The organism is Allobosea sp. P2_B12, assembly GCF_056404835.1.
This window is the reverse complement of sequence record NZ_JBFUDG010000013.1, coordinates 58,081-70,824: the sequence shown is the minus strand read 5'-3', so window position 1 is coordinate 70,824 and position 12,744 is coordinate 58,081. Positions and strand designations below refer to the sequence as shown.

Sequence of the window (12,744 nt, the reverse complement as noted above, 5' to 3'; positions counted from 1 at the left end):
ATTTGAGAATGGTTCATGCGTTGATTGCATAACAGAACTGACGTCATGCCTCTGTTTGGGGCGCACTGGCTCACTTATATGCACTGCACAACGAATTCATCGCTGTGGGCACCGACCCGCTCCGGAAACCTAGTAGGACCCTCGTTATGTTCGTCACCATGATCGCCGCCAAGATCCGCTCCTATCTGCGCTATCGCGAGACCGTTCGCGAGCTTTCCCGTCTGACCGACCGCGAGCTCGACGATCTCGGCCTGTCGCGCTCGGAGATCGCCTTCGTCGCGCGCAGCCACGCTGCCGTCTGAAGGCGTCGCGCTCCGCTCGGCGGGGCCGACAACGCCTAGTGTCTCCCGGCTTCGCGGTCCCTCCCCCGCGAAAATCGGTTGAAGAGCGAATGCCCGCCCCCCGGCGGGCATTTTGCATTTCAGGGCCCTGTATCCCTTGACCTTCCGGCCGGCTGCGGACACATGCCGGGCATGGAACCCATTCACATCATCGGCGGCGGGCTCGCCGGCTCGGAAGCCGCCTGGCAGGTCGCGGAGGCCGGCGTCCCGGTCGTGCTGCACGAAATGCGCCCGGTGCGCGCAACCGAAGCGCACCAGACCGAAGGCCTGGCGGAACTGGTCTGCTCGAACTCCTTCCGCTCGGACGATTCGCTGAACAATGCGGTCGGCCAGCTGCATTGGGAGATGCGGCGGCTGGGCTCGCTGATCATGGCCAAGGGCGACGCGCATCAGGTCCCGGCCGGCGGCGCGCTCGCGGTCGATCGCGACGGCTTCTCGCAAGGGGTGACGGCGGCGCTCGAAGCCCATCCGCTGGTCACGATCGACCGCGCCGAGATCGCCGGCCTGCCCCCGGCGGCGTGGGACAAGGTCATCATCGCAACCGGCCCCCTCACCTCGCCCGCGCTCGCAGCCGGCATCCAGTCGCTGACCGGCGAGGATTCGCTCGCCTTCTTCGACGCGATCGCGCCGATCGTCCATTTCGACTCGGTCGATATGGACCAGGCCTGGTTCCAGTCGCGCTACGACAAGGTCGGGCCGGGCGGCACGGGCGCCGACTACATCAACTGCCCGCTCGACCGTGAGCAGTACGAGGGCTTCATCGACGCGCTGCTGGCGGCCGAGAAGACCGAGTTCAAGGAGTGGGAGGGCACGCCCTATTTCGACGGCTGCCTGCCGATCGAGGTCATGGCCGAGCGCGGTCGCGAGACCCTGCGCTGGGGGCCGATGAAACCGGTCGGCCTGACCAACAAGCATAATCCGACGGTCAAGGCCTATGCCGTGGTCCAGCTAAGGCAGGACAATGCTCTGGGCACGCTGTTCAACATGACCGGCTTCCAGACCAAGCTGAAATATGGCGAGCAGGCCGCGATCTTCCGGATGATTCCGGGCCTGCAGAACGCGGAGTTCGCAAGGCTCGGCGGCATCCACCGCAACACCTATCTGAACTCGCCGAAGCTGCTCGACGAGCGGCTTCGGCTGAAAGCCGATCCGCGCCTGCGCTTCGCCGGCCAGATCACCGGCTGCGAGGGCTATGTCGAGAGCGCCGCGATCGGCCTGCTCGCCGGGCGCATGGCCGCCGCCGAACGTCTTGGCCGGGAGCTGGAGCTTCCGCCCGCGACGACGGCGCTCGGCGCGCTGGTCAACCACATCACCGGCGGGCACATCGTCACGATCGACGAGGGGCCGCGCTCCTTCCAGCCGATGAACATCAATTTCGGGCTGTTCCCGCATATCGAGGGCCAGCAGACCCATGGTCCAGACGGCAAGAAGCTGAAGGGACCGGCCAAGAGCGTCGCCCGCAAGCATGCCCTTACCGCCCGCGCCAAGACGGAGATGGATGCCTGGGCCGGGGGCGTGGCGCAGGCAGCGGAGTGAGAGCGGTCTACCTCGCCGCCCGCGCCGCGCGCCAGATCAGCCATTGCCGCTGCCAGGCCGGTAGCGTGATGATCGTGCGGTAGGGGTCGTAGCCGCCGCGCTCCATCCGTTTCAAATAGGGCTCGACCAGCGCCGTCGGCAAAAAGGCCGGCATCACCGCGCTCGGCACCGTGCCGCGCAGGTCCCGCAGCTTCTTCAGATGCGCGCGCGCGATCTCGCGCAGTTCCTTCAGCGAATACAAAACACCCGGCCCGCCGCGCCCGCGCACGATGTCGTCGCGGGTGACGCCGTTGCGGGCGAGGATGTCGGCGGGCAGATAAACCTGCCCCTCGGCTGCATGCCAGGGGAAGGCGCGCATCAGCCCTGTCAGCGCATAGGCGACGCCGGCATAGCCCGCGGCCGCCGCGCCACCGGGATCGCGGCCATTGGCGAGGATGATCGAGGCGAGCCGGATCAGCGCGCTCGATGTCTCGCCGGCATAGCCCTCCAGATCCCGCAGCGACGGCATCGGATCGTCATAGAGATCGAAGACCCGCGCCTCGATCAGCCCGGTCAGCGGCGCGATCGGCAGGCGGTAGCGCGCGATGGCGTCGAGCAGAGCTGCCGCGACCGGATGCGCCTGCGCCTCGCCGCTCGCCTCGCCTTCGAGCAGGTCGCGCCACCATTGCAAACGGACCTCGCCCGGCAGCGGCTCGCTGACGAGGCCGCGCACGCGGGCGATCTCATGGCTGAAGGCATAGAGCGCAAACAGCGCCGGCCGCTGCGATTCGGGGGCGTAGAGGCAGGCGATGTAGCGGTCATGATCGTGCTCTCGCACCAGCGCCGTGCAATGCGCATAGGCCTGCGGCAACGCAGAGGGCGTCGTCTCGCTGCGGCGGTCGGTCTCGGTTGTCTGCGGCATCATCCTGCCTCGATCCGGAGCCTGCGTTCCTGGCCACGATCGCGGCAGTGTAGGACGAGCCGGCCGCGGATGGCTACGCCTCTCGGACATGGCAGGCGCGATTTGGCACGAGGCGGCCTGAAAGGACGTGCTAATCCACCGCGATCAGCGCCGCCGCGACGCGACGGTCCTCGCCGACCAGCACATTGTAGGTCCGTGCCGCCGCTCCCGTCGCCATGCCCTCGACGGTGATGCCGCGCTCGGCCAGCAGGCTGCGCCAGGTTTGCGGGATGAAGACGATATCGGTTCCCGTGCCGATCAGCAGGAAATCGATCGCCTCGGCCTCGTCGAGCACCGGCTGGAGCGTCTCGGGCGTGATCTCGGAAAAGCGCGTCACCGGCCAGATCCGGATGCCGGCCGGCGTCGCCAGCACCGAGCCGCGATGGCCCATGCCGGCGAAGCGGAAGCCGCCGCCGCCGAAAGCGTCGAGCTGGTGCCGGCCGGGAACGAAGCCGTCGAAGCGGGGCATGCCGGAAGGCCAGCGTCGCGCGTCAGGCCTTGGCCTTGCCGGAAGCGGTCGCCTTTTCCAGCGCGTCCTCGCGCGCTGCGGTGCTGCGCACGTCCATGTAGAGCAGCACCGGCGTCGAGATGAACATCGCCGAATAGGTGCAGACCACGACGCCGAACAGCATGACCAGCGCGAAGCCCTCGATCGCCGAGCCGCCGAAGAGCACGAGCGCGATCAGCGCGAGCACCGTCGTGGTCGAGGTGATCGCCGTGCGTGACAGCGTCGAATTGACCGAGAGGTCGAGCAGGTCGGCGACCGGCATGGTCTTGTAGCGCCGCAGCAATTCGCGCGTGCGGTCGAACACCACGACCGTCTCGTTCAGCGAATAGCCGACGATGGTCAGGATCGCGGCGATCGAGGTCAGGTTGAATTCGAGCTGGGTGATCAGGAAGAAGCCCATCGTCAGCACGATATCGTGCAGTGTGCCGAGGATCGCGCCGATGGCGAGCGGCATCTCGAAGCGGAACCAGAGATAGATCAGCACGCCGACGATCGCGAGCACGACGCCGAGCGTACCGGCCTGGACCAGTTCGCCGGAGACGCGCGGGCCGACCGTCTCGACCCGGCGGAAGTCATAGGTCGAGGCGAACGCGTCGCGCGCCTTGACGACGACCTGCTGCTGCGCGACTTCGCCGCCCGGCTGGAGCGCGAAACGCATCGAGATCTCGCCGCCGGAGCCGAACTCCTGCACCTCGGCCTCGCCGAAGCCGAGCCCGTTGGCAGCCTGCCGCACCGAGGCGATCTCGGGCTTGCCAGCCTTGGACTGCATCTCGATCAGCGTACCGCCGCGGAAGTCGATGCCGAAATTCAGGCCCACCGTCAGGAACAGCGCGAGGACCAGCAGCGAATAGGCTGCCGAAAACGGATAGCTGAAGCGCCGGAAGCGAACGATCTTGAAAGTCGTACCATCGGGAACGATGCGAAGCAGACGCATGTGCCGGTCTCCTTGAACAGTGGGCTTGCGTCAGAACGGCAGGGCTTTGGGGCGTGCCCAGCGATACCACAGCGCGATCAGCATTCGGGTCAGCGTCACCGCCGTGATGACGGTGGTCAGGATGCCCAGGATGAAGACGACCGCGAAGCCGCGAACCGGGCCCGAGCCGAGCGCAAACAGCGCCAGCGCCGCGATCAGCATGGTGACGTTGGAGTCGATGATGGTGGCAAAGGCACGCTGGAAGCCGGCTTCCAGCGCCGAGACGAGCGAGCGTCCCTGATGCGATTCCTCGCGCATGCGCTCATAGATCAGCACGTTGGAATCGACCGCCGTGCCGATGGTCAGGACGATGCCAGCGATGCCCGGCAGCGTCATCGTCGCGCCCAGAACCGACATCAGGCCGAAGATCAGGCAGACATGCACGAGCAGCGCGATCGAGGCGATCAGCCCGAACACGCCATAGGTCCCGATCATGTAGATGATCACCAGCACGGTCGCGATCAGGGTCGCAAGCTTGCCGGCCTGGATCGAATCGGCGCCGAGACCGGGACCGACGGTCCGTTCCTCAACGATCGTCATCTTCGCCGGCAGCGCGCCAGCGCGCAGCAGGATGGCGAGGTTGTTGACCGATTCGACTGTGAAGTTGCCCGAGATCTGGCCCGAGCCGCCAGTGATCGGCGACTGGATGACCGGCGACGAGATCACCCGGTTGTCGAGCACGATGGCGAGCGGCCGGCCGAGGTTTTCCGTCGTCGCCTGGCCGAAGCGCTGAGCGCCGCGAATGTTGAAGCGGAAGTTCACGATCGGCTGCGACGTCCGCGAATCGAAGGCGGGTTGCGCATCGATCAGGTCGGCGCCCTCGACGATCACGCGCCGCTCGACCGGAACAGGCTGGCCGCCGGCATCGTTGGACGGCAGCATGTCGACATCGCCGGCCTGGCTCTCGGCGACCATGCGGAACTGGAGCTTGGCGGTCTGGCCGAGGATATCCTTCAGCCGCTGCGGGTCCTGCAGGCCCGGCACCTGGACAAGGATGCGGTCGAGGCCCTGGCGCTGGATGTTGGGCTCCGTCGTGCCGAGTGCATCGACGCGGCGGCGCAGCACCTCCATCGCCTGCTCGACGGCGCGGCGGACGCGTTCATTGGCGCCGCCTTCCGACACCGAAAGCTGGATCAGCCCGTCGGGCTGCTCGACGATGTCGATGGTGTTGTTACCCGAAGGCCCGAAGGCACCCAGAGTTCCGACCGGCTGGGACAGTTCGCGCAGCTTCGGCAGGAGCTTCGCCCGGTCGGCCGCCTCGGGCACGCGCACGCTGACGCCGCGCGCCGTCATGCCGATGCCGCCCTGGAAGCTGATGCGCTCGTCGCGCAGGATGCGGCGGACATCGTCGCGCAACTGCGTCACCTGGCTGCGCACCAGATCGGCACGGTCGATCTCGAGCAGCACATGCGAGCCGCCCTGCAGATCGAGGCCGAGCACGACCGCATGGATCGGCAGCAGGATGCGCGGGATCCAGGAGGGAGCTCCGGTCTCGATCGCCTTGCGCGTCTCGGGCGAGAACAGGTTCGGCAGCGCAAAGCCGCAGCCGAAGAGCAGCACGAGCAGGACGACGATGACCTTGCGGGTCTGGAAACGGAGCATCTGCGGAAACAGCCTTGTTGTCGTGCGCCGGCCCGTCGAGGAGCCGGAACCTGATTTTACCCCGCCGGGGGCTGGTTAGCTCTTGACCGGCTCGCTCTTGGTGCGAACGTCGGTGATCATGCCCTTGACCAAACGGACACGGACACCTTCGGCGATTTCCACCTCGACCTCGGCATCGTCGATGACCTTGGAGACCTTGGCGACAATGCCACCGGCCGTGACCACCGTGTCGCCGCGCCGCACATTCTTCAGCAGTTCCTGATGCGACTTCACCCGCTTCTGCTGCGGCCGAATGATCAGGAACCACATGATCACGAAGATCAGGACGAACGGCACCAGCGACATCAGCATGTCTGTGGAGCCACCGGCGCCAGCGGCTTGGGCAAAAGCGGGGGTGATCACGAAAGGGCTCCTTCATCGCAGCGGCGCAAACGCACCACCGGCCGCGGGGCGCGGCAAACTTCGGCACAGGCTTAAAAATCGCGCGGACTATAGCCAGCGACGCCGGTAAATCAATCGGATGGGCAGGGTCGCCCCGACCGCGCTCCTCACCTATGGGCTTGCGGCTATTCGCGCAATGGCCTTGCACTTCCGGGAGCGGCGCGCTTTACCGTTTCCATCCACCGTAACGCCGGGTACGGTTGCGGAACGACATTTCGAAAGCCTGCCTCATGACCGACCTCGCCACCGACCAGACGCTCGCCACCTTGCTGCGCATCGCCGACGCGCTGGAGCGGATCGCGCCGCCGGCCCGCAAGCCCGCCGATCTGACGCTGGCTGACGCCTTCGTCTGGCATCCGGCCGGCTCGGAGTTGGCCCCCGTCGCCAAGGTCAACCGCGTCGCGCTCTCGCTGCTGCGCGGAGTCGACCGCGTCCGCGACACGCTGGCCGAGAACACCGAGCGCTTCGCCCGAGGCCTGCCGGCCAACAATGTGCTGCTGTGGGGCGCGCGCGGCATGGGCAAGTCGTCGCTGGTCAAGTCGGTCCATGCCGACACCAACCGGCGTCTCGCAGGCGAAGGTTCGCAGTCAGGAATCCGGCCCCTCAAGCTGATCGAGATCCACCGCGAGGACATCGAGAGCCTGCCGGCGCTGATGGGGCTGCTGCGCCCCGACGCGCACCGCGCCATCGTCTTCTGCGACGATCTTTCCTTCGACGGCGAAGACACCTCCTACAAGTCGCTCAAGGCCGCGCTCGACGGCGGCGTCGAGGGCCGGCCCGGCAATGTCGTGTTCTACGCCACCTCAAACCGCCGCCATCTGATGCCGCGCGACATGATGGACAATGAGCGTTCGACCGCGATCAATCCCGGCGAGGCGATCGAGGAGAAGGTCTCGCTGTCGGACCGCTTCGGCCTCTGGCTCGGGTTCCACAAATGCAGCCAGGACGAGTATCTCGCGATGATCGACGGCTATGTCGGCCATTTCGCGCTGGCGATCGCGCCCGAGACGCTGCGCCACGAGGCGCTGGAATGGGCGACGACGCGCGGCTCCCGCTCCGGCCGCACCGCCTGGCAGTATATCCAGGATCTCGCGGGCCGCCTGGGGAAGCCGCTGGAGGGGTGAGCGGGCACGAACGGACCATCTTCGTCATGGTCGGGCTTGTCCCGACCATCCCCGTCTTCCTGCGACGAGACCTATGCCCAAGACGTGGATGCTCGGCACAAGGCCGAGCATGACGGGGAGCGCAAATAGGAGATGGTCGGGTCAAGCCCGACCATGACGCCGCTCAGGCAAAGAATGACGGGGCGGCCTTTCCTGGGACCGCCCCGCCTTGTTCCGACCGGTGGGGTCTCGCGGAGACCGGTCGAAGGGAAACCGGGACAAAATCAGTTGTTGAGGTAAGGCGTCGGATCGACCGGCGATGAGCCCTTGCGCAGTTCAAAGTGAAGCTGCGGCGAGGAGACATTGCCGGTCTGGCCGGATTTGGCGACGACCTGGCCGCGCTTGACCGTCTCGCCGCGCTTGACGTTGAGCTCGCCGGCATGGGCGTAGGCCGAGACATAGCCGTTCGGGTGGCGGATCAGCACGAGATTGCCGTAGCCCTTCAATTCGTTGCCGGCATAGGCGACGGTGCCGCCCTCGGCCGCCTTGATCGGGGTGCCTTCCGGCACGGCGATGTTGATGCCCTCATTGCCGCCCCGGCCACTGAAGCCGGCGATGACGCGGCCACGGGCCGGCCAGCGGAAATCGGCCTTCTCACCGGCCTCTTCCGGCTTCGCCAGGCTGGCGGTGGTCGAAGCAGGCTCGGGCTCGGACTTGGGAACGGCTGTGATCTTCGGCTCGGTCGCGGGAGCGCTGGCGACGACGACCGGCTTGGGCTTCTCGGGCGCGGGAGCGCGGACCGGCTTGGCCTCGGCGACGACGGGCTTCTCCACGACCGGCTTGGCGACGGCAACCGGCTTGACGGCGGCGACAGGCGCGGACGCCTTGGCGGCGGCCTTGGCCTTGGCCTCGGCTGCAAAACGGGCGCGCGATTCGCGCATCGCCAGGGCATCGGCGTCAGCTTTGGCCTTGGCCTCGGCGGCAGCGGCCGCTTTCGACTGGGCAGCCGCGGCCTTGGTGTCAGCAGGCGCAGCGGCGCGGATATCCCGCACCGGCGCGGCCGGACGGATCGGCGCGAGCGAGGCTGAGGGCGCGGGCCCGGTGACGAAGCGCGACGCATCGGAGCGCGTCTCGCTGGCCGCCTGGGCAACCTGCTGCCGCGGGGCCGGCGCGGCGCCGGCAGCGCTGTAGACCGGAATCGTCAGGCGCGAGCCCGGCGCGATGGTCGAGCCCGAAAGCCCGTTGGCCGAGATCAGCGCCGCACGCGGGACGCCGTAGCGCGACGAGATCATGTCGAGCGTCTCGCCCTGGGCAACCACGATCGGCGTGCCGCCCTGGGCGCTCCAACCGGAGGCGTTTCCGGCGACCGCCTGGGGCGCTGCGCTGCGCAGCGCGACGGCCGATTGCGGCGGCGGCAAAGGCTGGGAGCGCACCGCGCTCATGGCAGGCGCGGGCGTCGAATAGATCGGGGTGTTGGCAGAGCGGCCGATCGAGCCGGTGGTCGCCGGATCGCGCGCCGGGGCCGGCGCCTGGGCACTCTTGAACGGACTGGCAAAGGGCGTGTCAGTGAAGCGCATCGTCTCCGACGAGCAGGCACTGACGCCCAACGCCAGGAGGCACGCCGTCGACGCGCGAAGGACGAGGCTGAACTTGACCGATCCGGCTTGGCTACGCATGGAACTGGCACTCGCGAACAACGCAACTCGATAGCCAGCATTAAAGCCCCGTTCAGGTTACGAAAGCGTTTCGCGCCGCTCCGTCACGTTTGCTTTTTCGCAGGTCATCGCGAGCTGGGATGGCGAATGCAGTCCTGGCTCGGAAACACCGCGTCATCCCGGGCTTGACCCGGGATCCATCGGAGGGCTCCGGAGCTCTACGATAGATCCCGGATCGGCGCCGCTTCGCGGCTTGTCCGGGATGACAGCGAAATTCGATCCGTCGTCTAGAGCGCCCGCGCCAGCCCCGGCACCAGCGGCGGCAGGCGCACGACGGGCCCCATCGCGTGGTCGAAGCCGCCATCAGCCAGCCGCGTCACCACCACGCGCCGCGCCGCGCCTTCGACGCGCAGCGCCCCGACCAGGCGCCCGCCCGGCGACAGTCGCATCATCAATGATTCGGGGATGGCATGGGTGACGCCATTGACGAGGATGCGGTCGAACCGGCCCAGCGTGCGGTCGGTCTGGAAGCCGTCGGCATGGCGCAGATCCACCAGTTCGCCATAGCCGCTGCCCGCGACGCGCTCATGCGCAGCCAGCGCCAGCGTGCGGTAGCGCTCGAGCGAGACCACCTCGCCGCCCATCGCCGCCAGCAGCGCTGCGACATAGCCCGAACCGGTGCCGACCTCGAGCACGCGGGCGGCAGGCTGCATATCGAGCGCGGTCAGCAGCGCCGCGACGGTGTGCGGCGCGGTCATGGTCTGGCCGCAGGGCAGCGGCACCGAGACGTCCTGCCGCGCCAGATCGGCAAAGCGCGACGGTGCGAAGCGTTCGCGGGCAACCTTCTCCATGGCGCGCAGCACGGTGAGGTCGCGCACGCCCTGCGCCCGCAGCGACAGCAGGAAGGCGACGGTCCGCTCGCCCTCGCTGGCCGGCGCTTCGTCGCTCATATCATTGTCCGCCATCTCAGCCCTCATCCTGAGGAGCCGCGCAGCGGCGTCTCGAAGGATGCTCCAGAGCGCGCTGGAACATCCTTCGAGACGCGGCCTGAAGGCCGCTCCTCAGGATGCGGGCTGAGGGGTTCATTTGGAACTGCTCAAGCGAACACGCGCGCAAAGCGCGTCAGGGTCGGCTCGTGCGTCAGGTCGAGTTCGAGCGGCGTCACCGAGATTTTCTTCTCGGCGAGCGCGCGCAGATCGGAGCCGTTGGCCGGTTCGCTTTTGCTGCGCGCGAAGGCGATCCAGAAATACGGATTGCCGCGGCCGTCCTGCCGGGGCTGCAACTGCAGCAGTTCCTGGTCGCGCCGGCCCTGCACGGTCACCGCGATGCCCTCGACCTCGCCCGGCGGAACATTAGGAAAGTTCAGGTTGAACAGCACGTCCTTGGGGATGCCCTCCTCCAGCAGCCGCCGGATGATTCCCGGTGCATGATGCTCCGCGCAATCCCAATGGATGTTATCGCGCCCGCCCGGGCCATAGGCCTGGCTGACCGCGATCGAGGGAATGCCCAGCAGCGTGCCTTCCATCGCGGCGGCGATCGTGCCCGAATAGGTCACGTCCTCGGCGACGTTCTGGCCGCGATTGACGCCCGACAGCACGAGATCGGGCCGGTTCTCGATCATGATCGAGCGCGCCGCCATGATCACGCAATCGGTCGGCGTGCCGGTGACGGCGAAACGCTTCTCCGAGATCTGGCGCAGCCGCAGCGGGTTCGACAGGGACAGCGAATGCGCCACGCCCGACTGGTCGGTCTCGGGCGCCACGACCCAGACGTCATCCGACAACTGCGCCGCGATGCGCTCCATCACGCCAAGCCCCTCGGCATGGATGCCGTCATCATTGGTGACGAGAATGCGCATGGTCAGAAGTCTTTCAAAGGAGCGCGAAGGCGTTGGGCGAAGAGCGCGGGGAACCCCTCTCCTGTAAGGAGAGGGGCAGGGGTGAGGTGTAGGCCCCTGGACACCATTGCCGTGAGCTAACGGCGGCCATCTTACGGAAAGTTGGTCGAGGGACCGACCCCTCACCCTGCCCTCTCCCTACGGGAGAGGGTTCCCCGTGCTTAAATCCGCAAGCCTGCAGCATCACGCCTTCTCGATGCGCGTCACGCCGCGCATATAGGGCACCAGAACGTCGGGCACGGTGATCGAGCCGTCGGCGTTCTGGTAGTTCTCCATCACCGCGATCAGCGCCCGGCCGACCGCCGTGCCCGAGCCGTTCAGCGTGTGGACGAAGCGCGGCGCGCCGCCTTCCTTGGCCCGGTAGCGCGCATCCATCCGGCGCGCCTGGAAATCGCCGCAGACCGAGCAGGACGAAATCTCGCGATAGGTCTTCTGGCCGGGCAGCCAGACCTCGATGTCGTAGGTCTTCTGCGAGGCGAAGCCCATATCGCCGGTGCACAGTGTCATCACGCGATAATGCAGGTCGAGCTTCCTGAGCACGTTCTCGGCGCAGCTAAGCATGCGCTCATGCTCCTGCGCCGATGTCTCGGGCGTGGTGATCGAGACCAGCTCGACCTTCTCGAACTGGTGCTGCCGCAGCATGCCGCGCGTATCGCGCCCGGCCGAGCCAGCCTCGGCCCGGAAGCAGGGGGTGAGCGCGGTGTAGCGGCGCGGCAGCTCTTCCTCGGAGAGGATCGATTCGCGCACGAGGTTGGTGAGCGGAACTTCAGCGGTGGGGATGAGCCAGTGCAGAGGCGCATCTTGTGCTAGTGGCGCCATACGCTCCCTAAAGCGGGCTTGAGCGTCCGCGAACTCGCGGCTCACGTCCACAGATAGTGCTCCGTTTTCGTTCCGGACATTTCCCGCATCCGCAAACAATCGGCGCCGATACTCAGAAAACTCTGAGATGAATCCATCGAAGTCGCCTCTTGCAATCCGCGACGTAAAGTCGATCGCAAAACTCAAAGGTGGCGCAGCGGAAAACTGATCATCGGCAAATTTTGGAAGCTGAGCCGTACCGAACATAGCGGCCGATTTGACCATCAGCGGCGGCATCACTTCGGTGTAGCCGTGCTCCTCCGTATGCGTATCGAGCATGAACTGTCCGATCGCCCGGCTCAGGCGCGCGATCTGGCGCTCCAGCACGACGAAGCGCGAGCCCGACAGCTTGGCCGCCGTCTCGAAATCCATCTGGCCGAGCGCCTCGCCGAGCTCGAAATGCTCCTTGGGCGCGAAATTCTGGCCGAACAGCCGCCCGCCCGTCTTTTCGGGTGCTTCGCCATGCACCGACTTGACGACATTGCCGTGCTCGTCGGCACCATCCGGCACCTCGTCCTTGGGCGTGTTGGGGATCGCGGCGAGCTGTTCGTCCAGCTTCGCCTTCGCCGCCTTCTCTTCCGCTTCCAGCGCCGGCTGCAATTCCTTCAAGGAAGCCACCTCGGCCTTCAGGCTGTCGGCGAGCGCGACATCCTTCGCGCCCATCGCCTTGCCGATCTCCTTGGAGAGGGCATTGCGGCGTTCCTGCGAGCTTTGGGCCTTGGCGATGGCCGAGCGGCGTGTCTCATCCAGCGCGAGCAGCGAGGCCGACAGGGCCTTGAGCCCCCGCCGCTTCAAGCCGGTGTCGAACGCCTCGGCGTTCTCGCGAATCCATTTGATGTCGTACATCGTCGTCAGGCCACGCCGTCACGTTCGGGGAACAGCGTGATGCT

Annotated in this window: 12 protein-coding genes; 3 read left to right on the top strand and 9 right to left on the bottom strand. The window is 66.9% G+C overall.

Annotation, left to right across the window (positions count from 1 at the left end):
• The first annotated feature begins 146 nt into the window (after nt 1-146).
• Together AC1DYU_RS23030 and trmFO are read left to right on the top strand one after the other, a co-directional pair.
• A complete protein-coding gene (locus AC1DYU_RS23030) occupies nt 147-302 on the top strand; it encodes a DUF1127 domain-containing protein (RefSeq protein ID WP_158487384.1) in 156 nt (51 codons plus the stop codon).
• Nucleotides 303-464: 162 nt separating this feature from the next.
• Nucleotides 465-1,877, top strand: a complete 1,413-nt coding sequence (gene trmFO, locus AC1DYU_RS23025; RefSeq protein WP_476793669.1) for a methylenetetrahydrofolate--tRNA-(uracil(54)-C(5))-methyltransferase (FADH(2)-oxidizing) TrmFO — start codon at nt 465-467, stop codon at nt 1,875-1,877.
• A 7-nt stretch (nt 1,878-1,884) separates the two neighbouring features.
• On the opposite strand, the gene AC1DYU_RS23020 is transcribed toward trmFO, so the two are convergent.
• The 5 genes from AC1DYU_RS23020 to yajC all read right to left on the bottom strand — a co-directional run bounded on the left by AC1DYU_RS23020 (nt 1,885) and on the right by yajC (nt 6,251).
• Complete coding sequence (locus AC1DYU_RS23020) at nt 1,885-2,778, bottom strand: phytoene/squalene synthase family protein (RefSeq protein WP_476793718.1); 894 nt, start codon at nt 2,776-2,778, stop codon at nt 1,885-1,887.
• A 130-nt stretch (nt 2,779-2,908) separates the two neighbouring features.
• Entirely contained in the window at nt 2,909-3,286 is a 378-nt protein-coding gene (locus AC1DYU_RS23015) for an Mth938-like domain-containing protein (RefSeq protein ID WP_158487382.1), read from the bottom strand.
• A 22-nt stretch (nt 3,287-3,308) separates the two neighbouring features.
• Entirely contained in the window at nt 3,309-4,259 is a 951-nt protein-coding gene (gene secF / locus AC1DYU_RS23010) for a protein translocase subunit SecF (protein WP_476793668.1), read from the bottom strand.
• Between the two features lie 30 nt (nt 4,260-4,289).
• A complete protein-coding gene (gene secD, locus AC1DYU_RS23005; RefSeq protein ID WP_158487380.1) occupies nt 4,290-5,900 on the bottom strand; it encodes a protein translocase subunit SecD in 1,611 nt (536 codons plus the stop codon).
• A gap of 75 nt (nt 5,901-5,975) precedes the next feature.
• On the bottom strand, nt 5,976-6,251 hold the full coding sequence (gene yajC / locus AC1DYU_RS23000) for a preprotein translocase subunit YajC (RefSeq protein ID WP_054207969.1): 276 nt from the start codon (nt 6,249-6,251) through the stop codon (nt 5,976-5,978).
• A gap of 320 nt (nt 6,252-6,571) precedes the next feature.
• Here yajC and AC1DYU_RS22995 point away from each other — a divergent pair, with 320 nt between their 5' ends.
• Nucleotides 6,572-7,465: an ATP-binding protein gene (locus tag AC1DYU_RS22995; protein WP_476793667.1), complete on the top strand. Its 894-nt coding sequence runs from the start codon at nt 6,572-6,574 to the stop codon at nt 7,463-7,465.
• Between the two features lie 263 nt (nt 7,466-7,728).
• Here AC1DYU_RS22995 and AC1DYU_RS22990 read toward each other — a convergent pair whose 3' ends face one another.
• From AC1DYU_RS22990 to serS, 4 genes are all read right to left on the bottom strand, one after another.
• Nucleotides 7,729-9,021 (bottom strand): peptidoglycan DD-metalloendopeptidase family protein, encoded by a 1,293-nt coding sequence (locus AC1DYU_RS22990; protein ID WP_476793666.1) that lies wholly within the window; start codon nt 9,019-9,021, stop codon nt 7,729-7,731.
• Between the two features lie 365 nt (nt 9,022-9,386).
• The gene (locus AC1DYU_RS22985; protein ID WP_476793665.1) at nt 9,387-10,049 is read right to left on the bottom strand and encodes a protein-L-isoaspartate O-methyltransferase family protein; all 663 of its coding nucleotides are present in this window, start codon (nt 10,047-10,049) and stop codon (nt 9,387-9,389) included.
• 146 nt (nt 10,050-10,195) lie between these two features.
• Nucleotides 10,196-10,957 (bottom strand): 5'/3'-nucleotidase SurE, encoded by a 762-nt coding sequence (gene surE / locus AC1DYU_RS22980; protein WP_476793664.1) that lies wholly within the window; start codon nt 10,955-10,957, stop codon nt 10,196-10,198.
• Between the two features lie 222 nt (nt 10,958-11,179).
• Nucleotides 11,180-12,700, bottom strand: a complete 1,521-nt coding sequence (serS, locus tag AC1DYU_RS22975; protein ID WP_476793663.1) for a serine--tRNA ligase — start codon at nt 12,698-12,700, stop codon at nt 11,180-11,182.
• Nucleotides 12,701-12,744 lie beyond the last annotated feature (44 nt).

What these genes read in the sequence shown, in the direction of transcription:
- AC1DYU_RS23030 (WP_158487384.1), top strand. Translation starts at nt 147, where the DNA reads ATGTTCGTCACCATGATCGCCGCCAAGATCCGCTCCTATCTGCGCTAT.
- trmFO (WP_476793669.1), top strand. Translation starts at nt 465, where the DNA reads ATGCCGGGCATGGAACCCATTCACATCATCGGCGGCGGGCTCGCCGGC.
- AC1DYU_RS23020 (WP_476793718.1), bottom strand. Translation starts at nt 2,778, where the DNA reads ATGCCGCAGACAACCGAGACCGACCGCCGCAGCGAGACGACGCCCTCT.
- AC1DYU_RS23015 (WP_158487382.1), bottom strand. Translation starts at nt 3,286, where the DNA reads ATGCCCCGCTTCGACGGCTTCGTTCCCGGCCGGCACCAGCTCGACGCT.
- secF (WP_476793668.1), bottom strand. Translation starts at nt 4,259, where the DNA reads ATGCGTCTGCTTCGCATCGTTCCCGATGGTACGACTTTCAAGATCGTT.
- secD (WP_158487380.1), bottom strand. Translation starts at nt 5,900, where the DNA reads ATGCTCCGTTTCCAGACCCGCAAGGTCATCGTCGTCCTGCTCGTGCTG.
- yajC (WP_054207969.1), bottom strand. Translation starts at nt 6,251, where the DNA reads ATGCTGATGTCGCTGGTGCCGTTCGTCCTGATCTTCGTGATCATGTGG.
- AC1DYU_RS22995 (WP_476793667.1), top strand. Translation starts at nt 6,572, where the DNA reads ATGACCGACCTCGCCACCGACCAGACGCTCGCCACCTTGCTGCGCATC.
- AC1DYU_RS22990 (WP_476793666.1), bottom strand. Translation starts at nt 9,021, where the DNA reads ATGCGCTTCACTGACACGCCCTTTGCCAGTCCGTTCAAGAGTGCCCAG.
- AC1DYU_RS22985 (WP_476793665.1), bottom strand. Translation starts at nt 10,049, where the DNA reads ATGAGCGACGAAGCGCCGGCCAGCGAGGGCGAGCGGACCGTCGCCTTC.
- surE (WP_476793664.1), bottom strand. Translation starts at nt 10,957, where the DNA reads ATGCGCATTCTCGTCACCAATGATGACGGCATCCATGCCGAGGGGCTT.
- serS (WP_476793663.1), bottom strand. Translation starts at nt 12,700, where the DNA reads ATGTACGACATCAAATGGATTCGCGAGAACGCCGAGGCGTTCGACACC.